23 protein-coding genes are annotated in these 23,345 nt (G+C 52.7%); 13 read left to right on the plus strand and 10 right to left on the minus strand.

Annotation, left to right across the window (positions count from 1 at the left end; translation table 11 throughout):
* The first annotated feature begins 59 nt into the window (after positions 1-59).
* The 4 genes from RC74_RS06435 to RC74_RS06450 all read left to right on the plus strand — a co-directional run bounded on the left by RC74_RS06435 (position 60) and on the right by RC74_RS06450 (position 4,006).
* On the plus strand, positions 60-902 hold the full coding sequence (locus RC74_RS06435; RefSeq protein WP_039000326.1) for a YihY/virulence factor BrkB family protein: 843 nt from the start codon (positions 60-62) through the stop codon (positions 900-902).
* A 23-nt stretch (positions 903-925) separates the two neighbouring features.
* On the plus strand, positions 926-2,338 hold the full coding sequence (gene cls / locus RC74_RS06440; protein ID WP_052274596.1) for a cardiolipin synthase: 1,413 nt from the start codon (positions 926-928) through the stop codon (positions 2,336-2,338).
* Between the two features lie 105 nt (positions 2,339-2,443).
* Positions 2,444-3,169: a lysophospholipid acyltransferase family protein gene (locus tag RC74_RS06445; protein ID WP_039000325.1), complete on the plus strand. Its 726-nt coding sequence runs from the start codon at positions 2,444-2,446 to the stop codon at positions 3,167-3,169.
* Positions 3,170-3,217: 48 nt separating this feature from the next.
* Entirely contained in the window at positions 3,218-4,006 is a 789-nt protein-coding gene (locus RC74_RS06450) for a DUF2189 domain-containing protein (RefSeq protein ID WP_039000324.1), read from the plus strand.
* Positions 4,007-4,010: 4 nt separating this feature from the next.
* Here the strand turns inward: RC74_RS06450 and RC74_RS06455 are convergent, their stop codons facing one another.
* Positions 4,011-4,799 carry a GntR family transcriptional regulator gene (locus tag RC74_RS06455; protein WP_082802204.1) on the minus strand — a complete coding sequence of 263 codons (789 nt, stop codon included), beginning with the start codon at positions 4,797-4,799 and terminating at the stop codon, positions 4,011-4,013.
* Positions 4,800-4,989: 190 nt separating this feature from the next.
* Here RC74_RS06455 and RC74_RS06460 point away from each other — a divergent pair, with 190 nt between their 5' ends.
* The 4 genes from RC74_RS06460 to RC74_RS06475 are packed head-to-tail and all read left to right on the plus strand — an operon-like array spanning position 4,990 to position 8,677.
* Positions 4,990-5,961 carry a sialic acid TRAP transporter substrate-binding protein SiaP gene (locus RC74_RS06460; RefSeq protein ID WP_039000323.1) on the plus strand — a complete coding sequence of 324 codons (972 nt, stop codon included), beginning with the start codon at positions 4,990-4,992 and terminating at the stop codon, positions 5,959-5,961.
* A 24-nt stretch (positions 5,962-5,985) separates the two neighbouring features.
* On the plus strand, positions 5,986-6,561 hold the full coding sequence (locus RC74_RS06465; RefSeq protein ID WP_052274595.1) for a TRAP transporter small permease: 576 nt from the start codon (positions 5,986-5,988) through the stop codon (positions 6,559-6,561).
* A 15-nt stretch (positions 6,562-6,576) separates the two neighbouring features.
* On the plus strand, positions 6,577-7,854 hold the full coding sequence (locus tag RC74_RS06470) for a TRAP transporter large permease (RefSeq protein ID WP_039000322.1): 1,278 nt from the start codon (positions 6,577-6,579) through the stop codon (positions 7,852-7,854).
* Between the two features lie 52 nt (positions 7,855-7,906).
* Positions 7,907-8,677 carry an SDR family oxidoreductase gene (locus RC74_RS06475; RefSeq protein ID WP_039000321.1) on the plus strand — a complete coding sequence of 257 codons (771 nt, stop codon included), beginning with the start codon at positions 7,907-7,909 and terminating at the stop codon, positions 8,675-8,677.
* A 78-nt stretch (positions 8,678-8,755) separates the two neighbouring features.
* Here the strand turns inward: RC74_RS06475 and RC74_RS06480 are convergent, their stop codons facing one another.
* The 4 genes from RC74_RS06480 to ltnD all read right to left on the minus strand — a co-directional run bounded on the left by RC74_RS06480 (position 8,756) and on the right by ltnD (position 12,556).
* Positions 8,756-9,505 (minus strand): SDR family NAD(P)-dependent oxidoreductase, encoded by a 750-nt coding sequence (locus RC74_RS06480; RefSeq protein WP_039000320.1) that lies wholly within the window; start codon positions 9,503-9,505, stop codon positions 8,756-8,758.
* Between the two features lie 84 nt (positions 9,506-9,589).
* Positions 9,590-10,357: a hydroxypyruvate isomerase family protein gene (locus RC74_RS06485; RefSeq protein ID WP_039000319.1), complete on the minus strand. Its 768-nt coding sequence runs from the start codon at positions 10,355-10,357 to the stop codon at positions 9,590-9,592.
* A gap of 6 nt (positions 10,358-10,363) precedes the next feature.
* Positions 10,364-11,638 (minus strand): 3-oxo-tetronate kinase, encoded by a 1,275-nt coding sequence (gene otnK / locus RC74_RS06490; protein ID WP_039000318.1) that lies wholly within the window; start codon positions 11,636-11,638, stop codon positions 10,364-10,366.
* 9 nt (positions 11,639-11,647) lie between these two features.
* Positions 11,648-12,556, minus strand: coding sequence for an L-threonate dehydrogenase (ltnD, locus tag RC74_RS06495; protein ID WP_039000316.1), 909 nt, complete (start codon positions 12,554-12,556; stop codon positions 11,648-11,650).
* Between the two features lie 134 nt (positions 12,557-12,690).
* Between ltnD and RC74_RS06500 the strand changes: the two genes are divergently transcribed.
* Both RC74_RS06500 and RC74_RS06505 read left to right on the plus strand, forming a co-directional pair.
* The gene (locus tag RC74_RS06500) at positions 12,691-13,698 is read left to right on the plus strand and encodes a LacI family DNA-binding transcriptional regulator (RefSeq protein WP_039000315.1); all 1,008 of its coding nucleotides are present in this window, start codon (positions 12,691-12,693) and stop codon (positions 13,696-13,698) included.
* Between the two features lie 97 nt (positions 13,699-13,795).
* Positions 13,796-14,917 carry a BamA/TamA family outer membrane protein gene (locus RC74_RS06505; RefSeq protein ID WP_052274594.1) on the plus strand — a complete coding sequence of 374 codons (1,122 nt, stop codon included), beginning with the start codon at positions 13,796-13,798 and terminating at the stop codon, positions 14,915-14,917.
* 4 nt (positions 14,918-14,921) lie between these two features.
* On the opposite strand, the gene trhO is transcribed toward RC74_RS06505, so the two are convergent.
* A complete protein-coding gene (gene trhO, locus RC74_RS06510) occupies positions 14,922-15,830 on the minus strand; it encodes an oxygen-dependent tRNA uridine(34) hydroxylase TrhO (RefSeq protein WP_039000313.1) in 909 nt (302 codons plus the stop codon).
* 97 nt (positions 15,831-15,927) lie between these two features.
* On the opposite strand from trhO, the gene pncA reads away from it, so the two are divergent.
* From pncA to pncB, 3 genes are all read left to right on the plus strand, one after another.
* Positions 15,928-16,533 (plus strand): bifunctional nicotinamidase/pyrazinamidase, encoded by a 606-nt coding sequence (pncA, locus tag RC74_RS06515; protein WP_039000312.1) that lies wholly within the window; start codon positions 15,928-15,930, stop codon positions 16,531-16,533.
* Between the two features lie 260 nt (positions 16,534-16,793).
* Positions 16,794-18,845, plus strand: coding sequence for a PAS domain-containing hybrid sensor histidine kinase/response regulator (locus tag RC74_RS06520; protein ID WP_062628158.1), 2,052 nt, complete (start codon positions 16,794-16,796; stop codon positions 18,843-18,845).
* Between the two features lie 62 nt (positions 18,846-18,907).
* Complete coding sequence (pncB, locus tag RC74_RS06525; RefSeq protein WP_039000310.1) at positions 18,908-20,200, plus strand: nicotinate phosphoribosyltransferase; 1,293 nt, start codon at positions 18,908-18,910, stop codon at positions 20,198-20,200.
* Positions 20,201-20,206: 6 nt separating this feature from the next.
* Here pncB and arfB read toward each other — a convergent pair whose 3' ends face one another.
* From arfB to mepA, 4 genes are all read right to left on the minus strand, one after another.
* Positions 20,207-20,629, minus strand: a complete 423-nt coding sequence (arfB, locus tag RC74_RS06530) for an alternative ribosome rescue aminoacyl-tRNA hydrolase ArfB (RefSeq protein ID WP_039000309.1) — start codon at positions 20,627-20,629, stop codon at positions 20,207-20,209.
* Between the two features lie 285 nt (positions 20,630-20,914).
* Complete coding sequence (locus tag RC74_RS06535) at positions 20,915-21,541, minus strand: queuosine precursor transporter (RefSeq protein ID WP_039000308.1); 627 nt, start codon at positions 21,539-21,541, stop codon at positions 20,915-20,917.
* Between the two features lie 91 nt (positions 21,542-21,632).
* Entirely contained in the window at positions 21,633-22,529 is an 897-nt protein-coding gene (locus RC74_RS06540; RefSeq protein WP_039000306.1) for an esterase-like activity of phytase family protein, read from the minus strand.
* Positions 22,502-23,320 carry a penicillin-insensitive murein endopeptidase gene (mepA, locus tag RC74_RS06545; RefSeq protein ID WP_236940072.1) on the minus strand — a complete coding sequence of 273 codons (819 nt, stop codon included), beginning with the start codon at positions 23,318-23,320 and terminating at the stop codon, positions 22,502-22,504. Before mepA ends, RC74_RS06540 begins: the two co-directional genes overlap by 28 nt.
* Between the last annotated feature and the right edge of the window lie 25 nt (positions 23,321-23,345).

Below are 23,345 nucleotides of genomic sequence, written 5' to 3' on the forward strand. Positions count from 1 at the left end.
CTTCCCCCCTCGTAGTTCTGCTGCGAGGGGGGCGAAAGTTTTGACAATGGGCCCGACAAATGACAACTAATCAGGTCTTTCGAGCGTTCTTTATCGCTCTCAAAGATTTTGATTCTCGCGATGGTTGGATAATGTGCAGCCACGTTGCTATGGCCATTATGATGGCCATTTTTCCGTTTACGATCTTCCTGCTCGCATTGGCTGGTCAGTTGACCACAAGCTTGAATACCACCGAAATGATGGAATTGATTTTTGGCGGTTGGCCCGATGTTGTCGCCGAACCGATTATGCGTGAACTACGTGCGGTTCTGGCCCAAGGCACTGGGCAGACTCTCACATTGAACTTGCTCCTCACCGTTTTCTTTGCATCGACGGGTGTTGATGCTATTCGACGCGCGATATCAAAATCTTATCGTAGACCAGACCTCCGGCCCTATTGGCGCAAGCGGCTAACCTGTATATTGTTCGTTTTGAGTGGCACGGTTATTTTAATTGGCGTGGCTGTCCTTCTTGTTGGCCTGCCGATCTACTTTTCGTACTTTCAGGATGTGATTCCAATTTTGCCGCTAGAAGTGCTCAATAACGAATTGTTGCGCGTGTTACTGGCCGCGACCCCCCTGATCTTCGGCGTTTTTGCATGTCATACCATTCTGACGGGCGCCAAGCGATCGTTTCGGTCCGTATGGCCGGGTGTTTTGCTGACAATCGTGCTTTGGGCCGTTTTTGCAAAGGTGTTCACCTTTTATTTGGGGAATTTCGCGAACTATAGCGTGACCTACGCGGGTCTTGCGGGCGTGATGTCCGGGTTGATGTTCCTGTATTTGCTTGCCGCTCTTTTGATTTTGGGAGCCTCGTTCAATGAAGCCCTCATTGAGATGAAGCAAAGCGAAAACCAAACTTAAACCGCAATAGGAAAGGGGTAGCGATGCTGGTGTTTCTCCTTCTGGTCGGTACCATTGTTCTCTGGACGACGGCTGTGCTTTTCGCCTATTTCGCGGTGACGTCTGCGCGCACGCCACAGGGGTCCGTGGCATGGGTGTTCCTACTGCTTGCTCTGCCGATGGTCGGCATTCCTGCCTACCTCTTTCTTGGGAATTTCCGCTTTAAAGGGTACATTGTTGCACGTCGGGATTCAGGGAGCGTTATCGCGAGAATTGCGGAGTACGCGAAAGAATTTGAAGCCGTCGGCGATGACGACAATGTTGGGTATCAAACGTTTGAGAATATCGCGCAGGCCCCCATAGTTTCGGGAAATTCCATTGAGATCCTTATAAATGGGGCCGCAACATTCTCGAGTATTTTTGCGGCCATTGACGACGCAAAAAACTACATCCTCGTTCAGTTCTATATCATCAAAAACGATACCCTTGGCCGCGAGTTTAAACAGAAACTCATTGATGCCGCGCGTCGGGGTGTCCACGTGCGCCTCCTGTTTGATGCGGTTGGAAGCTCAAAACTCCCCACTGAATATTTGGCTGACCTCGAAGATAGTGGCATCGAGACTGTAAATGCCCATTCTCTTCACGGGCCACGCACACGGTTTCAAATCAACTTTAGAAATCATCGCAAAACTTTGGTGGTTGATGGCGTGATTGGGTTTACAGGCGGCCTCAATGTTGGGGACGAATACATGGGGCGTGACCCCGGGTTTGGGCCATGGCGCGACACGCATTGCCGCCTGATCGGGCCTGTCGTGTTGCAACTCCAACTCGTGTTTTCCGAAGACTGGCACTGGGCGACAAAGCAGGTTTTGGGGGACAATCTGAATTGGTCACCCACACGTGCGCCCGCAAATATGGATGCGCTGCTTATGGCGACGGGCCCTGCGGATACTCTTGAAACAGGCAGCCTCTATTTCTGTGCCGCTATTTCCGCCGCGGAAAACCGGATTTGGATTGCCTCCCCCTATTTGGTTCCAGATATCGATATTTTGACCGTCCTGAAACTAGCGGCCCTGCGTGGAGTTGACGTTCGTATCATGGTGCCTGAACGCCCTGACCATTACATCACTTGGCTGGCCGCCTTCGCCTTTCTTGACGAACTGCGAGAGGTCGGGGTGAAGATTTTGAAGTATCAAGACGGGTTTATGCATCAGAAAGTTCTGGTCGTTGATGAGGCAATCGCATCAATTGGTACAACAAATATGGACAACCGCTCCTGTCGGTTAAATTTCGAAGCAACGGTCATGGTTTTTGACAAGCGAGCCGCGTGCGCGGTGGCGGCAATGTTGGAAGAAGATTTCACGCGTTGCAAAGTGGTGGCCTATAACCTTAACGAGAAGTCGAGATTATTGCGCGTCGGTGCGCCGATCGCGCGTCTGTTCGCTCCGCTGCTTTAGGTGTGGCACGCCCATGATTGGCGTTCCCTTTCGCGGGTGTTTAACATACCAACGAAGGCCTTAAGGGGACACCTTCCAGAAAACAAAAATCGCTCGGGGAAATAGATGTCGGGGAAAAAGAAACAATCGCTTGGGAAAAAGATAGCAAACAGTCGGGTCTTCAACCGGATTGTCGCCAAAGTTCTTGCCAATTATGTGCGCTTTGTTTGGCTGACAACCCGTTGGGAAAGCGAAGGCTTTGAGGACATGCGCGCCGCACTTAAAAACGGTCCGATCATCGTTGTTCTGTGGCACCAGCGCCTCCTCATGGCGCCGTATCTGTTTGACCTCAAAGCGGGACGAATTTGCTCGCTAACGTCGGAAGCAAAGGGCGGGCGCATGGCTGGACTCGTGCAAACCGAATTTGGATTTGAAACCATCGCGATGCCCAAGGGAGAGGGCGGTTTTTCTATGTCCCGCGAGGTTCTACGAAAAATGCGCGAGGGCGTTTCGGTGGGGATCGCGGTGGACGGAACAACTGGCCCCGCCCGCGTTGCCAAAACCGCGCCTTTGCTTTGGGCGCGCGCAACCGGTTGCCCAATTTTTGTTGCCGCATTTGCAACCAAGCGGCACAAGATTTTCGGAGCATCGTGGGATCAAGCTATGGTGGCGTGGCCGTTTAACAAAGGTGTTCGGTATTGCGAGCGGTGGCCGCACGATGTGCCGCGCAAAGTGTCAGAGGTCGAAATGGAACGTCTGCGGCTTCAACTGGAAATCTCGCTAGATGAAATTACCGAGCGCGTGGATGCAAAACTTGGCATCAACGTGCCGCGAACGCGTCCTCACGATTGATTTGCGTCTAGTCGCAGGCTAGCCTTTGCCAAAGGGGATACGCAACGCATGCAGGACACACACGACAACCCACGGCTAGAGGCCTCGGACCCACCAGAAATTGGCAAAATTACCCTATTTGAGCTTCGGGCCTGTATTGCAATGGGCGCGAGTGATTTTAAACGGGCGCCGCTTTTTGGTATATTTTTCAGCAGTTTTTACGTGATCTGCGGCATTATCCTCGGTGTCAGTGGCGCCGGTACGTTTGCGTGGACTCTCATGCTTTCGCTTGGGTTTCCCCTCGTGGCGCCCTTTGCCGCGGTTGGCCTCTATGAGGTCAGTCGGCGGCTTGAGGTTGGCGAGCCGTTGGGATGGTCGGATATTTTGGGCGTCGTTTGGCGCGAACGGGGGCGGCAAGTCCCATGGGTTGGCGCAATTCTGGTCATCATTTTCCTGTTTTGGAGCTTCTTCGCCCACATGTCGCTGGCCCTTTTTCTGGGCAATATGTCACTCACCAATATCTCGACCTCGTGGGAAATATTCGCGACACCTCAAGGACAGATGCTCATCGGATTTGAGTTTATCGTTGGCGGTTTGGTCGCGTTACTGGTGTATGCACTGACCGTGGTTTCCCTGCCGTTTCTTTTGGACCGGGAAATCGATTTTGTGACGGCAATGATTGTTTCCGTAAAAACAGTTGCCGAAAATAAGGTCGTCATGTTGGTTTGGGCGGGGGTCATCGGCCTCTCGATGCTTGCGGCCATGCTGCCCTATTTCCTCGGACTTTTCATTGCACTACCGATCTTGGGACACGCGACGTGGCACCTCTATCGGCGAGCGCTATATTTTCCCGTTTGAGGTCTTAAATTTCGGCGAAATCATTCAAGTCGATGTCATGAATGAAATAATCGGGGTACAACTCGATCCCGACTGCAAAATGCAACTGTAGGCCCGTTAGGTGGGCTTCCATTGCTGCAACGGCGCCATCCCCGTCGCCGTTTTCCATGGCTTCAATAATCGCCACATGTTCGTTCTCAACCATTTCGGCGCGTCGCTCTTTTGGTAGCTTTAGGGTTAAGCATCGATACCTGTCGATTTGCACTTTAACCTGTTGAATGAGCTTCCAAAGGCCGGGGAGGCGACCAATTGAGGCGATGGTCGCGTGAAACTCTTCGTCGACCAAATGAAGGGCGCTTATGTTCGCTCGGTCCGTAATTTCTCGGTGTCTCTCAACACAGGCCCGAAGGTTCAAAATCTGGCTGCGTGTGGCCAAACGTGTAGCCGAGCGCACGGTCACCGCCTCAAGAGCGCGACGTGCAATAAGCGCTTCGGGGAGGGCGGAAACCGGTATCCTTGCGACGAAGGTTCCCGATTTTGGCACCACTTCAACCAGCTTCTCGTCCGATAAACGTAGGATCGCTTCGCGCACGGGCGTACGACTTACACCTTCGGCGAGCGCCGTCGCGTTTTCCGAAATTGGCGTGCCCGGAGGAAGCTCGAGGCTAATGATCTGCGCGTGCAAGCGGTTGTAGATTGAATCCGAAATTGTGGAGGTTGAACGGTTGAGTAAACCCATGCGGCCCTCTGGGGCAGAATTCGGCGCGCGACGGCGACGTTGGGCAGGCGAACTTGCAACAATTGGCTTTGCCATCTCTTCCCCTCCCAGGGTGATTCCTCAAGGCTTCTAAACCAAGCTGTTCAAAATGAAGAAAATTTTCCACCTTGATTTCGTTATTAACTTGTATACTAATTATACTAGAAGCCGTCAAGAAACGCAGTAGCTCTGTTTTTTTGGGCGATTTGGATAGGCTTGGAGTTTTTCAAGCTAATGGGAGGATACAATGAAATTTACTAAAATCACGACGGCCTTGGCCGCAGGCGTACTTGCAATGACATCCGCTTCGGTTGCATTTGCGACGGAAACTCTAAAGTTTGCGCATGTTTATGAGATCGGTTCGCCGTATCATAAAAACGCGGAATGGGCAGCAGAAGAGATTGCCAAGCTAACTGACGGACGCGTAGAAATGAAAGTCTTTCCAGCGTCCTCGCTTGGGAAAGAAGTTGAAATCAACGAAGGTCTCGGCATCGGCGCTGTAGACGTTATCTATACCGGCCCAAGCTTTGTTGAGCGGTATTATGGCCCCATCGCCATTTCCGATTACCCCTTCATCATGCGTGGCTTTGACCACTGGGAATCTTATCGTGAAAGCGAACTCTTTGCTGAGTTGTCCGAAGGTTACCACGAGGCCACAGGGAACCAAGTTTTGGGCCTCGTATACTATGGTCAGCGTCACGTAACATCCAATGTGCCAATCTTGGTGCCAGAAGACATGAAGGGTCTTAAGATCCGCGTGCCTAACTCGCCGCTGATGTTGATGTTCCCGAATGCAGTTGGCGCAAACCCAACTCCAATGGCGTTCTCCGAAGTTTATCTTGCGCTTCAGCAAGGTGTTGTTGATGCCCAAGAAAACCCGCTACCAACAATTCAGTTCAAAAAATTCTATGAGGTTCAATCCAACATTAACCTCACAGGTCACATTCTGAACTCACTCTTGATCATCGCTTCCGATGACGCTCTCGAGCGTGTGGGCGAAGACGAATCCATTGTGCGTGCAGTTCTCCAAGAAGCCGCTCAGAAGTCGTCGGATGAAATCTACCAAGCTGAGACAGACCTGATCACTTGGTTTCGCGATCAAGGCATTACGGTCAATGAAGTTGACAAAGCACCATTCCAAGCTGCTGTAGAACCACTGCTTACAGGCGACGGCGTTCCATACACTTTGGATCACTACAAGCGCCTCGGCGAGCTTTGATCTGAACGGATTGTGGGAACAGAAATGAACAATCCCAACGACAGTCAGGGCGCGCAAGACGCGCGCTCTGAATTCGTTTTCATGGACTCGGAAGTAGACATCTCGGATTTCGGCACTGCTGATTTGCCGGGTCTTATTGCCCTATGGGGTCTCTCAATTGTGGTTTTCGTACAGTTCTTCACGCGGTATGTGTTGAACGATAGCCTCGCTTGGACCGAAGAGCTTGCGCGTTACGTTCTTGTTGTTGTTGCCTTTTTCGGGGCAATTTCGGTAAGTCGTAAAGGCACGCATATTTTCCTCGAATTCTTCTATCGTTACCTCTCTCCTGTCGTGGGCAAATGGCTTACCGTCGCGATGGAGGTCCTGACGATGCTGTTTTGGGCCTTTATGTCGCTTCAGGCGTATAAGCTTGCTCTCAAAACAAAAACTAAAATGGCCTCGATGGAGCTTCCAAAGAACGCCCTTTATTACGCTGTCTCATTCAGCCTCGCTGTGATGGCATTGTATTCCCTTTGGTGGCTCATCCACAAAATCCGTCAGTCGCCAGAAGACGTCCTTCGTGAAATCGAAGAGAGCGCCTTGCATGACGTTCCAAAATAGATAGCGAGCAGCACTATGGCTTTGGCCCTTCTCTTTATTATTCTCTTCCTGCTCCTCATTGCAGGAGCCCCTGTGGCGGTTGCACTGGGTGTTGCGTCGCTTGCGTTCACACTCATTGATGGTGTGCCAAGCATGGTGGTTTTGCACCGTATGGTCGGGGGGATTGATAGCTTCCCGTTAATCGCAGTCCCGTTTTTTATCATGGCGGGTCACTTGATGAACTCGGCTGGTGTGACGACGAAAATTTTCGCGTTCGCACGATCGGCTGTGGGCTGGATGTACGGGGGCCTCGGCCACGTAAACGTTGGTGCCAGCATCATTTTCGCTGGGATGTCGGGCGCAGCGGTTGCTGACGCGGGTGGCCTCGGGAACATCGAAATCAAAGCCATGCGTGAAGCGGGCTATGACACGGATTTCTCGGTTGGCATCACGGCCGCCTCCTCAACAATCGGACCGATAATTCCGCCCTCCCTTCCCCTCGTGGTGTACGGTGTTATTGCGGACACATCTATCGGACAGCTGTTCGCTGCGGGTCTTATCCCCGGTCTTCTGATGGCTTTTTCCCTGATGATCATGGTTGCGGTCTATGCGAAAATTCGCAACTACCCCCGCGATGACCGCTTTCGGTTGAACGTATTCCTGAAGGCATTTGTTCAAGCGATTTTGCCCTTGTTTACCCCGATCATCATTGTTGGCGGTATCCTCTTTGGCATCTTTACTCCAACCGAAGCCGCAATTGCCGCTGTTGTCTATTCCTTGTTCCTCGGGCTTGTTGTCTACCGGACGTTGAATTTTAAACGCATCCTGCGCGTTTCTATGGACACAGTTGAGACCACAGCTTCGATCATGATGATCGTCGCCGCCTCCACCATTTTCGCATGGATTTTGACGTCCGAACAGGTTGCTCAGTCCTTTGCAAACGAGTTGTTGGGCTTCACGGATAACAAAACCGCAATCTTGTTGATCATGATGCTGATTGTTCTGGTTGTTGGGTGTTTCATGGAAACAATTGCCGCCATTACGATTCTGACTCCTGTGCTTCTGCCCGTGGCGATGACGGTCGGCGTTGATCCGGTGCACTTCGGGATTATCCTGATCTTGAATTTGATGATCGGCTTGCTCACTCCGCCTGTTGGCATGGTTCTCTATGTGCTCGCCAAGGTGTCGGATGTGCCGTTTGAGCGCTGCGTTGTGGCGACGGCTCCATTCTTGGTTCCGCTGATTTCGGTGCTCCTCTTGCTGACGTTCATTCCGGAATTGTCGATGTGGCTTCCAACCAAGCTCTATCGTTAAATCATTAGGTGGTGTGATCGTCGCTTCTCAAAATACCTCAGAAAGTTGCAAAATGTCTTCTCTACCTTCGTTCGACCTCACGGGCAAAACTGCCCTCGTCACTGGCTGTAAACGCGGCATTGGCAAAGGCATCGCAGTCGCGCTCGCGGCTGCTGGCGCGAATATCATCGGGGTCAGTGCTTCGCTTGAAAAAACAGGAAGCGCCGTTGCCAAGGAAGTCGAAGCCCTTGGCCGCACCTTCTCGGCCTACCAATGTGACTTCAGCGATCGCAAAGCTGTCACGGCTTTTGCCGCAACTGTCCAAGCGGACCATCCCACAATTGATATTTTGGTGAATAACGCGGGCACAATAAAACGTGCCCCTGCCGCTGAACATCCCGACGAAATGTGGGACGAAGTTATCGAAGTTAATTTGAACGCCCAGTTTGTTCTTAGCCGCGAAATTGGCAAAAACATGGTTGCGCGCGGTTCTGGGAAAATCATCTTCACCGCTTCGCTTTTGACTTTCCAAGGCGGCATTACCGTTCCAGGTTATGCGGCATCCAAAGGCGCAATCGGGCAATTAACCAAAGCTCTGGCCAACGAATGGGCGGGCAAAGGCGTAAACGTCAACGCCATCGCACCCGGCTATATCGCCACCGACAACACCCAAGCTTTGCAGGACGATCCGGACCGCGCGCGCTCCATTCTTGAACGCATTCCCGCGGGCCGTTGGGGCCAGCCTGAAGACTTCGCCGGCCCTGCGGTCTTCCTCGCATCCGACGCGGCGAATTATGTGCATGGCACCGTCCTAACCGTTGATGGCGGTTGGATGGGTCGTTAACCGCCCCTTCCTGACACATGCAAAAAGGGCCGCGATTAACTCGCGGCCCTTTTTTATTTATCTGCCCGCCAAAAGCGCCTAGCAGGTGTAATTCATTCCAAGACGTCCGCCGTCGACGTAAATCGTCTCGCCCGTGATATAGCTGGCCTTTTCGGAAGCCAAAAACGCCACCACATCGCCGATTTCACGCGCCGTACCGAGGCGCTTAAGCGGTGTTCGTGACAGCAGTGTTTCCATCGCTTTTGGGTTGCCATTCACGCTCGACAACATTTCAGTGTCGATAGAGCCGGGTCCAACCGCATTAACGCGAATGCCGTGTGGCGCAAGCGCAAGCGACGTGGCTTTTGTCATCTGCATTACGCCACCTTTAGACGTGCAATAGGCGACGATGGTTGGGATCGAGACCACCGCATTGACCGACGACATGTTTACAATCGCGCCTTTGATGCCGTTCGCGACCATGGTTTTCGCCGCGCGCTGTGTGGCAAGGAAAACGCCGATCGTATTGATGCTCAGAACTTTCTGGAAATCCTCAAGCGAGGTTTCAAGGAAGTCTGAGGGGATCGACACGCCCGCGTTGTTTACAAGGACGGAAACGTTGCCAACCTCAGCTTCGATTTTATCAAACATCGCGGTGATTTGGGCGGGATCGCTCATGTCGCAGGTAATTGCAACGGCGTCATTGCCCAATTCTTCTGCGGCTTTCTGCGCGCCTGCTCCGTTAATATCGGCGACAACAATCCGTGCACCATTCTCTGCAATCGCTTGGGCACAAGCAAATCCGATGCCTTGGGCACCACCGGTAATAAGGGCAATTGGGCGTGACATATGAACTCCAGTTTTTGTGTTAGGGGGTATCGATGAACCCAACTTGTGCGCATGTCAATGTTTGTTAAGAGCGCGGGTGTGCGTCTAAAACAAAGTCCCGTTTTTGAGCCAACCAAGGCCCGCGTCGGTGGTTGCGACGGGCTTGTATTCCGCACCAATGGCGCCGTCGTAGCCTATCTTGCTCAAGTGCATAAAAATATGGGCATAGTTCACTTCCCCACAATCAGGTTCGCAGCGCTCGGGTACGGAGGCAATCTGAACATGGCCGATAAGCGGTAGAAGCTTGATCAAACGGCGGCTCAAATCCCCTTCCATTATTTGCACATGATAGCAATCGAACATGAGTTTGAGATTAGGCGCCTCAACCTCCGCGATAATGGCCGCAGCTTGAGGCGTAGTTTGCAAAAAGTAATTTGGCGCATCATAGGTATTAAGGGGTTCAATCAGAATTGTGATCCCATGTTTGGCGGCTTCACCACAGGCATATTTCAAATTCTCAGCAAAGCAATTATGCGCCGTATCCCCCCGCGCAAAACCCGCCATCGCATGCACATTTGGTGTTCCAATGGCTGCGGCATACGCAATCGCCTGATCGATCGAAGCGCGGGCTTCGACCTCCCGCCCAACTACGGCCAAAAGCCCATTCAAACCCGCACCGCCTTGCGCAGTATTTAGGCCAAGCATGCGCATGTCGACACTTTCGAGTGTCTCGCGCACGTCCTTTGGGTCCGTATCATAGGGCCAGTGGCATTCAACGGCATCAAAACCCGCATTCTTCGCGGTGCGAATAGCCTCAAGCAGGGACAACTCTTTCCATAAAAAGCCAAGGTTTGCCGAAATAGGAAGTGCCATTGAGCCTCAATTTTCGTTTAGTTTTTCCAGCGCATCTGCGAAAAAGGTTTCACTGCCAAAGTTACCCGATTTTAACGTCAGCGCAATCTCATGTCCGTCGCTTTCGCAATATGTCCAAGGGACACCGGGCGCGATTTCGGATCCGATGGTCAGGCGCGATACTTTTAACGCCTTCGTCACGGCGCCTGAGGTTTCCCCGCCCGCCACGACAAATCGGCGGGTACCAGCGTCGCGTGCATCAATCGCTAATTGCGCCAGTGCATCCTCGACAATCTGGCCTGCCTTGGCAGTACCAAACTTGTCTTGTGCGGCGCGTACGCCATCGGGGTCGGTCGTGGCATAGATCAGTTTGCTCGCGAACGGATCTTGTTTGGCAAGCCACGCACGGGCCGCGTCTACTCCCTTTGCCGCCAGTTCCAACGGATCAAGCTGATAACCCGCGACCGTTTCCAAGCACGCGGCAACTTGGACGCGGGTCATCTTTGAACAGCTTCCCGAGAGAATAATCGCCCCTTCCGGCAGCACAGGTTTCTGCACTTTCTCTGCGTCTGATGACAGCGTGCCGTCCGCCATATAGAGCGCGGGCAGGGGCATCGCCACCGCACTGCCCCCCGTCATAAGCGGCATGTCGCGGCACGCTTCGGCGATGGTATATAGGTCCTCGTTCGCCACCGCATCAACCACCACATGGGCAATCCCATCCGCGCGCAATTCTGCGAGGCGCGCCCTAAGGGCTTCCGCACCCTTTGCCACACAAAGCCGATTGGCCAGCCCAACCTCGCCCTGCACTTGGGGGGCAAGCAGGCGCATCAAATTACTGTCGCACATCGGGGTGAGGGGGTGGTCTTTCATCGGGCTTTCCGCCAATGGCTGCTCCCCGACAAAGAGGTTCCCCATGAAAATGCTCCGTCCGTTTTCGGGAAACGCAGGGCAGTAAATTGTCTGGCAGGTTTGCAGATCGGCCATAAGCGCCTCGGCCACAGGACCAATATTTCCCTCGGCTGTACTGTCAAAAGTGGAGCAATATTTCCAGAAAAACCGTTTCGCCCCCGCGCGTTTGAGCCAGTCAAGCGCGGCCCGCGTTTCCGCGATGGCCTCCGCGACAGGGGCCGTGCGCGATTTTAAGGCGATCACTTCAAAGGCCGAGGTTTCGCATGTTTCGGGGGCCTCCTCAGGTAGGCCCATCCGCAAGGAAACCTTCACGCCACTGCGCGCCAACAGGCCTGCAATATCCGTGGCACCTGTGAAATCATCGGCGATACAGCCCAAAACAACGCTCATAGTCTTCTCCTAATTTTGCGGAAGGTTTGGCAGGGAAACCCCGCCCTTGGCCGCGAGAATTTTGGCAACCGCCGCGTCATCTTCGCGGCCTAAACCGGCGGCGCTTGCCTCTTTGAACAGTGCCAAAGATGTCGCCGTCAGGGGCGTTGGGCATCCAAGGGCTTCGGCTTCGGAGGCGACTATCCCAAGATCTTTGACGAAAATATCTACTGCCGAATGCGGGGTGTAATCGCCGTTCACGATGTGCAGGCCTCGATTTTCAAACATCCAAGATGTCCCTGCACAGGAACTGATCACGTCATACAGGGTTTTCAGGTCAATCCCCGCCGCCGCGCCAAGGGTCATGGCTTCTGCGGTTGCGGCGATATGAACGCCTGCAAGAAGCTGGTTAATCATTTTAACTTGCGAGCCCATTCCGGGGGTATCGCCAAGGCGGAAAATCTTGGTGGCAATCGCGTCAAGGGCGGGCGCCGCGCGTTCAAAATCGGCGGGATCGCCCGCTGCCATCAGGGTCATTTCACCACTTAAGGCTTTGGCCGCGCCACCTGATACGGGTAGGTCCAGCGCGCGCATTCCAGCGTCGGTAATCCGTTCGCAAAGCTCGATGGCATCATTGGGTTGCATCGTGGCGCAGAGGGCGAAAATTGTATTCGGGCGCGCCGCTGCAACAGCCCCGTTTTCTCCGAACAAAACCGCTTCGGTCTGGGCGGCATTCACCACGAAAATAAAGACGATATCTGCGTCTTTTACCGCCTCAGCGGGGGAGGTGGTCGTCGTGCCACCTTCTGCTTCAAACTTCGCCAAAACCTCGGATCGAATATCCACCCCGACGGTCGGAAGCCCCTCCCGCAAAAGCGAGATCGCCGCGCCCCAGCCCATCGAACCAAGGCCAATCACGGCTGTTTTGAGTTTGGCCATCCAACGTGCTCCGAATTTTGGTACCGATACCATTTAATGAATACATTGGGCGAGGGGGAACTGAAAGTCAAGGGTGTGCTCCGGTTGGTTTCTGGCTAAACTGCCTTAAAGTCGCTGTCGCATGAGGAGGTCTCGTGGCAAAAAAACGGCCAACACTCGCGGATGTCGCCTTGAAATCTGGGGTGAGCAAAATGACCGCGTCCCGTTCGCTGCGTTCGCCGCAAGGCGTTTCCAAGCAAAGCTATGAGTGCGTCCAAAAAGCCGCGCGTGCCCTTGGATATGTGGGCAACCCGTTGGCGACGTCCCTGTCCAATCGAGCGTCCGATTTGATCGGCGTGATCGTGCCCTCCATGACCAACGCCGTGTTTCCCGAAGTGTTGAGCGGTATCGCGGAGGAAATCGAAGGCACGGGCTTGCAGCCGGTTTTTGGCGTGACGGAATACGATCCAGAACGCGAATATCGGATTATTCGCCAAATGCTGTCTTGGCGTCCGGCGGGCCTAATTGTGACAGGGCTCGATCAACCCGAAGAGACCCGCGCCTTGTTGCGAGACGCCGACATTCCGATTGTTCAGATCATGGATTTGGACGGTGATCCCGTGGATTGTTGTGTGGGAATATCGAATTTTGACGCGGGAAAAACGATGGCTGAGGCGTTGTTGGAGCGCGGGTTTCGGGCGTTTGGCTATGTGGGGGCCGTGGACGTTCGTGCGCGCAAACGCCTCGACGGGTTTCGATACGCGCTTGCGGAGCATGGTCTTGAGTTTGTCTCGGAAAAAACCACCGACGCGGCATCCTCAATGGTGTTGGGGCGCCGATTGACTGAAGAGATTCTATTAGAGTCGCCGACGCTCGATTGTCTTTATTTCTCGAACGACGACATGGCGGCGGGCGGAGGATTTGCCTGTATGGCGCAGGGCATTTCCATCCCCGACGCTGTGGCAATTGTGGGTTTTAACGGTTTGGAATTCGTTCAGGCTTTGCCGTGTCGTATGGCAACGTCCGTGTCGCCACGCCGAGGAATTGGCAACCGTGCCGCGGCTTTGATCATTGCACGATTGGGAGAAAAAGAGCGTCCCCCTGCCGAGACAACCCGTCTAACGCCACGCATTGATCTTGGTGCAATTTTGCGAAAAGAATAGCGCTTAATCCTAGAAACCCTGAACAATTGCCCCTAGTATCCGGCCTGAAGAAATGAATTTTTACGGACCCCTCAAAGTAAATGAAAGATTGCCGACAATGCATTTGAAAAACATAGCTTTGAGCTTTCTGGCGACTCTAACCCCTTTGGCGGGGGCACATGCGCAGGGAGCGTTGGGGAAATCCACGGCGAATGGTGAAGCGACTGTGGCTCAGGAGGCGAGCGCCTTTGGTTTTACCCATGGCAGTTTCGTCGCAGCGCCTATTCCAATTAAGAACCCTACGCTGGGCTCAGGGTTTGCGCTTGGTGCGGGGTATTTGTTTGCAATGGACGATGTCTCGGACGATTCCTATGTGGGGTTAGGCGGATTTAAAACCGACAATGGTAGTTTTGGCTATGGCATTTCAGGCGATATTGCGTGGGACGAGAACCGTTGGAATCTGGCCTTAACGCTGGGAGAAGTCTCGCTGAACTACGATTATTCTCTCTTCGACGGCCATGGCCCGAAAATTCCGTTGGAGCAGGAAGGTCGGCTGGTAAACTTCACTTTGAAATACGGTCTTACGGACGCGATACGCCTTGGATTGAATACCGCCTACGTTGAAACCGAGTTGGGTCTAAATTCATCGGGTAGTTTGCCGCCAATCTTAGAGCGAGACGCCGATTTGAAAATTTGGAAAATCGGCCCAATGTTTGAAATTGATACGCGCAATGACTCAACCTATCCAACTGCGGGCTCACATCTGTCGATCAATAGCAATTATAACATTGTTGAAAGTAAAGTTTTTGAGCGCACATATACCAAGTCGATTGCAAAACTTGATAATTACACAAGCGTAAACGATAGTTTGGTCGTTGCGTCGCAGGCAACGATTTGTAACGCATCCGAAGGCGCTCCTTTCTTTGACCAATGTGGTCTTGGCACGGTTGATGCTTTTCGTGGCTTTGCTTTTGGGGAAGTTTTGAACAACAGCTTGGTGTCGGTTCAGGCCGAGGTTCGCGGCGTCGTCACCGATCGTCTAGGCTATGTGGTATTTGCGGGTCTAGGCAATGTAGGTCCCGATTTTTCAGATATGACATCGAAAAATATTAGGTCCTCTGGCGGCGTTGGTTTGCGCTTCCGTCTTTCCCAAAAATTCCCTTTGGATTTTTCGATGGATGCTGCGCGCGCGGATACGGGTGAAGACACATATTATATCTATGTAGGGCAGCGTTTTTAACAGGCTAGCTATGTGCCCCGAAATGGCGCTCGCCACGTGCCGCCGAGAGGGCGATTTGTTTTTGCCGTTCGCGGAACCGCGTTTTGCGATCCTCAGAGGTGGTGTCGTAACACAAGTGGCAACTCACCCCATCTTCAAATTCTGGGCGCTTGGTGTCTTCTGGCAAAACAGGTTGCCGACAGGCGTGGCACAGAACATGCGGCCCTTCCGTCAGGCCATGTCCAATCGACACCCGTCCGTCAAAGACGAAGCATTCGCCTTCCCACGTGCTGTCGTCAGCAGGAACTTCTTCGAGGTATTTCAGGATGCCACCTTTAAGGTGAAACACATCCTCAACCCCTTGCCCAATCAGGTAATTCGTCGATTTCTCGCAGCGAATACCCCCTGTGCAAAACATCGCCACGCGCTTGTTGTGAAAGCGATCCTTATTGGCTTCCCACCATGCGGGGAATTCGCCAAAACTTTTGGTTTCAGGGTCTATCGCGCCTTGAAACGTCCCGATGGCGACTTCGTAATCGTTGCGTGTATCAATCACCACAACGTCGTCTTGTGTGATCAGATCATTCCAATCCTTGGGCGCAACATAGTGCCCAACTGACGCCGTCGGATCGACGTCGGGCTGCCCCATCGTCACGATCTCTTTCTTAAGGCGCACTTTCATCCGCCCAAACGGCATCTCGGCGGCGGGGCTCTCTTTATGCTCCAGCGTCGCGCATCCTGGAAGCGAGCGCAGATGCACCAGCAAACGATCAACACCGGCGCGCGGTCCGGCAACCGTTCCGTTCACGCCTTCGGCTGCGACCAGAAGCGATCCTTTGATTCCCTCCTCGGCACAAAGCGCAAGGATGGGCGCGCGCAGGGCGTCGGGATTGGCGAAACGGGTGAAATGATATAAGGCGGCTACAACTGTCATGGACGTTTAAATAAGCGCATGATGGCCCGCTCGCAAGGGCTACAGTTGACGCAGGACAAATGGCCTCTTACCAATCCTAAAACGAAAGGTTTCCTCCATGCGCCCCGCCAACGAAGCTCTCCTTGTTATCGACGTCCAAAATGATTTCTGCCCAAAGGGTGCCTTGGCCGTCACGGATGGCGATACAATTGTCCCCCTCATCAATGACATGCTTGGCCAGTATCAAACCCGTGTTTTCACACAAGACTGGCACCTCGCAGGACACGCGTCCTTCGCGAGTTCTCACGCTGATAGAGCCCCGTTTGAAATGATCGAGATGCCCTATGGTCCGCAAGTCCTCTGGCCAGATCACTGCATCCAAGGCTCAAACGGCGCCGCATTCCACCCCGATTTACGGACAGACTCCGCCGACGTCATTATTCGCAAAGGTATGGACCCGTCCCTTGATAGCTATTCCGCGTTCTTTGAAAATGACCACGTCACACCTACGGGCCTTGCGGGGTATTTGTCGGCGCGCGGCATTACCTTGGTGCGCCTTGTCGGATTGGCAACGGATTATTGCGTTTTCTACTCGGCCCTCGACGCGGCGGGCCTTGGGCTAGATGTCGAAGTTGACCGCGCGGCCTGTCGCGCCATTGATTTGGACGGGTCCCTAAAAGCCGCCGAGGCACGGATGGTAAGTAAAGGTATAAAATTGCTTTGATTTTTCTACGAAAGATAAGTGATTTTTAAACTCTAGCTGGCAGGGTGCTCGTATATTGTGCATCGGAACCCAGCGGAAATGACCTCATCGGTAAAAACACCTACGGACGAAATCAAGGAATTCGAGGCCCGCTATACGCCTGAAGGTCTCTTCCTTCGCTATGGGCGCGCGCGCGTGCGCGATTTTAAAAGCCGTCAAATTGTAACCCTCGGGGGGCGATTGCCCTTGCATGGTTCGTCTCCCCTTTCTTTGGGCTGGCCATGGCGGTTTTGGTTGTCTGTGGCGAGGTGTTGGATTGTTTTTGTCTCTATCGCCTCACCAAAGTGGATTTGGACCCAAAAGACCTTCCTCGGGCACTTAAATTAAGCACTGTGACGGCCTTTATACAGGGATGTACGCTTGGACTGTGTGTTCTTTTCACGTGGTTTTCTGTTGTCGACGGGTCGACCCACTATTTTGCTATGATTTTCCTGACGGGTGCATCCATCAACGCTGGGCTTGTGTGGGAATATCACAAACGCGCGAGTAAAGCACGGCTCTCGGTCTATGTTTGCGTCGTGATTTGGTTGAGTTTTTCGGACTTTTTCGCAGCGTCAGGGAACGGAAATCCAAATCCCTTCGATACGCTCGCAACGGCCATGTTGGCCTATATGACGTTCCTATATATTAGCTACGCGAATTCCACCTTCAAACGGCGACTCGCGAATAGTAGAAATATTTTTGAACAAAAGAGAAAACTTGCAGAGATGCACGCGACCCTCATTTCAAAGGAATTGCATTCTCGAAATCTCGCATTGGTGGCACAGTCTGCGAATGACAGCGTAATTATTTCGGGTCCTGACCGCGGGATTGAATGGGTGAACCCAGCTTTTACAAGAATTACTGGATACGATCGAGAAGAAGTTTTGGGCAGGAAGGTGGCCGATCTCCTAAACGGTCCAGAAACCGATCCGAAGACATTAAAAGCCATCGCTGATGCGCTTGGCCAACACAAATCAATTCGGGTCGAAATTCAGAGCCACACGAAATCGGGAGAGATCGTTTGGGTCGATGCGAATATCACGCCGATTATTTCGGAAAACGGGACGCTCGCCAAGGTGATCTCGGTGGAGCGTGACATCACTCAGGCAAAGGAACGCGAGAAAGAGTTGGCCCTCGCAAAAGTTGCAGCCGAAGAAGGTGCGCGGACCAAGGCCAATTTTCTGGCAACCATGAGCCATGAAATACGGACGCCCCTAAATGGGATCATTGGCATGGCCGATTTGCTCAAACAAACAAAACTTGAGGGCGATCAAGGAAAGTATACGGATACGATCCTCAGTTCAGGCGAAGCGCTGTTGCGAATCATCAATGATATTCTCGATCTCTCCAAACTGGACGCTGGAGGCATTAAAATCCTGATGGAGCCGTTTTCTCTGTCTCGTTGTCTCACGGAGTCCGTTAATCTTCTGGCACCATTGGCGGAGGAAAAAGGCATCGGAATTAATTTGGAATTCCTCCCCGATACACCAGATTTCTTTGTCGGTGACGTTGGACATATCCGCCAAATCGTTATCAATCTTGTTGGCAACGCCATCAAATTCACGCCCCAAGGAGAAGTAGCCATTTGTGTCAATATTCAATCCGTTTGCGCGGGGAATTTAATTGAAATCGCCGTCAAGGATACAGGTATTGGGATTGCACCTGAGGCCCTGTCGCGGATTTTCGATGAATTTTCCCAGGCTGAAGAGGACACCACCCGCAATTACGGCGGTACGGGATTGGGGCTCACGATATCACGCAGATTTGCCCTTGAAATGGGGGGCGACATTCACGTCCAATCTACCATTGGAGTAGGGTCGTGTTTCACGCTGTCGCTCACGCTATCCGCGCACTCCGGTGTTGAAAACCTGCGGCCTCTGGAGGCCGCGCCCCTTTCGAATGTATTGGATCTACGCGATAAGCGAATCCTTGTTGCCGAAGATAACGGTACAAATCGCTTGTTAATCCGAAAAATGCTGGAGCGGCACGCGGGTGATCTTCAGTTCGCTCAAGACGGCATTGATGCCGTGGAGCAGTACAAAAAACACAAGCCAGAATTGGTGTTGATGGATGTTTCAATGCCTAAGCAGAACGGCTTACAGGCGACACGGTGCATTCGAAAATTTGAGGAAGAGGATGGATCGCGCGCAATTATTATTGCGCTTACGGCCAACGCTTTTAATAGTGACCGCGAAGAATGCCTAAATTCAGGCATGGACGGCTTCCTCACAAAACCGGTAAAAATGAAAGAATTGTTGGATTGCGTCAGCTTTCACATTGCACAACGCTAGTTCTGGCTTTTCGAACGGCGCCCTATGCCCTATCACAAAGGGAACTTAACGGGGGCTGAGCAATGGTCGATATCGCGTCACGCGTGTACAACCACAAATGGAAGATTGACCCGATCGTTCGGTCTTTGATTGACACAGATTTTTACAAACTGCTGATGTGCCAATCGGTTTTTCGAAATGAACCCACCGCAATTGTCACGTTTTCCCTTATCAATCGCAGCAAAAATATCCGTTTGGCGGACATCATTGATGAAGGCGAATTACGCGAGCAGCTCGACCATATGCGCAGCCTTTCCCTGAGCCGTGGAGAGAGCACCTGGCTGCGCGGGAATATGTTCTATGGGAAGCGGCAAATGTTTCGCTCCGATTTCATGGAGTGGTTCGAAAAACTCCGATTACCCGCCTATCATCTCGAAAAAATCGACGGGCAATATGAGCTGACTTTTGAAGGGACTTGGCCAGAGGTCATGCTCTGGGAGGTCCCCGCCCTTGCCATTTTAGTGGAATTGCGCAGTCGAGCCGTCACGGCGGATATGGGCCGGTTTGAACTTCAAGTTCTATACGCCCGCGCCATGACAAAAGTCTGGGAAAAAGTCGAGCGGTTGAGACATGTTGACGGCCTCAGGATCGCAGATTTTGGAACGCGCCGTCGCCATTCCTTTATGTGGCAGGATTGGTGCGTTCAAGCCATGCAGGAAGGTCTCTCGGAAAAGTTTGTTGGCACCTCGAACTGCCTGATTGCGATGCGCCGCGAAGTTGAAGCGATTGGCACCAACGCACATGAGTTGCCGATGGTTTCCTCGGCTTTGGCTCCCGATGATGCTACGTTGCGCGAGGCTCCCTACAAAGTTCTTGCCGATTGGCATGAGGAGCATGAGGGAAATCTTCGCATCATTCTGCCCGACACATACGGCACAGAGGGATTTTTGCGTGAAGCTCCAGATTGGCTCGCCAGTTGGACGGGCATTCGGATCGACAGCGGCGATCCCGCAATCGGCGCAGAAATCGCGATCAATTGGTGGAAAGAGCGCGGCGAAGATCCCACGAAAAAACTGGTCATTTTCTCTGACGGTCTCGACGTTGAGAAAATCATTGAGCTGCAAGCAATGTTTGCGGGCCGCGTGCGGGTATCCTTTGGTTGGGGGACACTACTGACCAATGATTTCCGCGGTTTGGTTGAAAACGATGGCCTTGCGCCTTTCTCATTGGTCTGCAAAGCAGTCAACGCCAACGGCCATCCCACGGTCAAACTTTCTGACAACCCTGCCAAGGCGATGGGGCCCCCCGAAGAGATCGCAAGATACAAACGGGTCTTTGACGTTGGTGAGCAAACAGCCTTTAATGTCGAAGTCTGAGGCAAGCTAGTCGTCTGTATTGACGCGCCCGCGTAGGGATTTCACCTGCCCACGTTGCACTTTTCCTTCAACCCGCCGCCGTTTGCTCGCGAGGGTTGGGCGCGTTTTGACGCGATGTTTTGGGCGTTTTAGAGCCGCAAGAATAAGCTCTTTTAGGCGCTCTCTGGCGATCTCGCGATTGCGCGCTTGGCTCCTCGTGTCCTCAACGCGAAGGATGAGCGCGCCTTCGAGTGTCCATTTTCGACCCGCAAGGCGTTTTAGTCGGGTCTTGGCGTCCGCCGGAAGGTTGGGGCTGCGAGCCGCTTCAAAGCGTAACTCAACTGCCGTGGATACCTTATTAACGTTCTGTCCCCCAGGGCCAGAACTGCGGGTGAAACTCTCGGAAAGTTCCCAGTCTGCAAGAGTTATGGCTTCGTTGATAACTAACATGTGTTAAGGATTTCCTGCTCGGCCCTTTAGAGAGTTAACATGCACGCCGTTCAACGGAAAGAGCCCTAGTGAAACTCACTAGGGCTCCCCTCGAGAAGTGGAGGTGGCTAAAAGGGCGAAACAGAGCCCTAGAGCTGGATTATATTTAGAAGGACTGCCTCCTAAACATTTCCCCGCTCGTGACCTTAGCCATCTGCTCCTGTTTCCCAATAATCATAGGCACCTCCTTTCAAGTTGTTACGATAACTAGAAGCCTGCCACATATTTTGGGATTGTCAAAATGTTTTACGCTACATTTGGATGAAGTTTTGTAACAATGACCCGAAATGGCACCAATGCGATTAAGGCGAGGGCGAGTTTTACCGCCCAATCGGCGCAGGCCAACGACACCCACAAAGGTACTGCCGTCCCAACTCCAAGGAAGGGGACGCTCTCCCATGCCCAACTGATCGCGGCATCAGATTCGGCGCCAAAAATCGTAATACTGGCCGCAAAAGCAATGGTGAAAAATAGCGCGGTGTCCACCACCGATCCGACCAAAGTTGAAGCGAGGGGCGCTTTCCACCACTTGCCATCCCGAAGGCGATTGAAAATAGAGATGTCCAGCAACTGCGCGACAAGAAACGCAACCGCGGAGGCAACCGCAATTCTGAGGGCAACGAGGGGGCCGTATTCGCCGATGATTTGGGTTCCGATAAGCGAGCAAATAATGCCAACAAAGAAGCCCACGAGGACAACACGCCGTGCGGCGGAAACACCATAAACGCGGTTCATGATATCCGTCACAAGGAACGCAAGAGGATAAGTAAGGGCGCCCCACGTGAGCCAGTCGCCCAGCAAAAATTGCACCAGAATGTTGCTGGTCACAACGATGGCAGCCATGGCGAGGACGCCAGGAAGAATTTTCTTCATGTTTTGATTCCGTTTTTTCAAGGTAGCGGAGACTCGGCCCCACACCTTGCGGGACGGGAGGCGTTTAACCAACGGAACCACAGTTTGCAAGCTATTCCGTCAACGAATACTCGACAATTTCGCTGCGCAGGAAAAACTTGAAGTTGTTATCTGCGATCATGGTTAGGCGCGTATTTCCCAAAGCATCACGCCAAACGGACAAGCCTTCAAGATTTCCATGTTGCCCGAACGTGCTTTCCAAAATGACGTCTTCTTGTCCAAAATCATTCCCAACTATATCAAATCGACGGACACGAGATTGGAAACCCGCGAGCACGCTGAAGTTCCTTTCCAGCAAATAGAATTTTCCATCAGGCCCAAATTCAGCGTCCACAGGCAGGAATTTCCCACGCCTTTCAATGGTGGCGAATAGTTTCCATTTTCCATTAAAATAGCGAAAGACCGAATGCGGATTTGTGTGTTTGGAAACCCCCTCGGCAAGGGTGAACAGCGCGCCGTTAGGAGCAACAGCCAGTGCCTCAAGCGCGCCGTTTTTTGGCAATTTCATGAAGCTTTCGGGCACGGGGATGTCGACGGCTTTACTCAACGTATTGCGATACGACAACACGCGAGCGGGCCCCTCAAACGATACAAAAATTTGCCCATCTTTCCGCACGGACAACCCCTCGGAGTCGTTTCCGGGCTTCAGAACGGGTAATCCCTCCGTACTCAAAAGCGGGGTGGATTGTTCGAAGATGATCTTTTTTATGGCGTTGTTTTCGCGTAGGAAATGCCCCGAGAAGAAAGTGCCGTGATCCGTAATTGTCAAGAATTTGTCGCCAGATGTATCCAGCGAAAGTCCCGAAAAACCACCATTCTCAGGGCTGGTTTGCGGTACCAGAATAGAGCCGACATATCGGGCTTTTGACGTGATGCTGGTTGCTAAACCTTGAGAAAACAGGCCGATTAAGGCCAAAACCGCTATTGCGACGACAAAACTTGAGCGCATTGGTTGGGAAGGTCCGATAAGATGAGTTCACGACGTTTTTTAGGAGGCGGCGCATTTGGATCGCGCGGTTTTGGCGCGGGTGGATTTAGAATATCGGCTACCCATTTTTCGGCGTCCGCACAGCCATCACCCTTCGGAGGGGGCGCTTGATCGACGCAGTTTTTCTCGCCTTTGGGGCAGGCAAGGCGCACGTGGAAATGATAGTGGTGACCGTACCACGGACGAATTTTTCGCAACCAATCGCGATTGCCTTTTTCATCCCTACACATTTGGACTTTGGCACCGGGAAATACAAAGATCCGCGCAACGCTTTTGTCTTTTGCAGCGGCCTTTAGGATATTATGGTGCGCCGCCGTCCAGCCGGAATTCACATAAGCGCCTTTACTTTTCTGCATCGAGATCGACGAAAGGTTCTCTCGATCTTTGCGAGACAAATTCAAGTTCGTGGCCGGCAGCATCCAGATATCTGCATCCAAGCCCAGCTGATGACTGCGGTGACCAGACGTCATTGGCCCCCCACGCGGCTGGGACATATCGCCAACATAAAGGCCATTCCAACCGTTTTGTTGCGCAGCCGTTTTCGACAGGCGTTCAACAAACTCAATTGTATCGGAGTGCGCCCAGTTGCGGTTCCGTGACAGGCGCATCGCTTGCCACGTCGGGCCGGTTTCGGGCAATTGTTGCGCGCCTGCAATGCATCCTTTTGAGTATCCACCAAAGGACATGGACTGATGATCTGTACCCGTTTTCTTGGCCCCAAAGAGGGCGCGCGCTTCGGGTTCGGCAGCCATGCTCGGCGCAGAAGCGAGGGCGAGG

Origin of the sequence: Falsihalocynthiibacter arcticus (genome assembly GCF_000812665.2) — a bacterium.
In the GTDB taxonomy this organism is placed as follows: Bacteria; Pseudomonadota; Alphaproteobacteria; order Rhodobacterales; family Rhodobacteraceae; genus Falsihalocynthiibacter; species Falsihalocynthiibacter arcticus.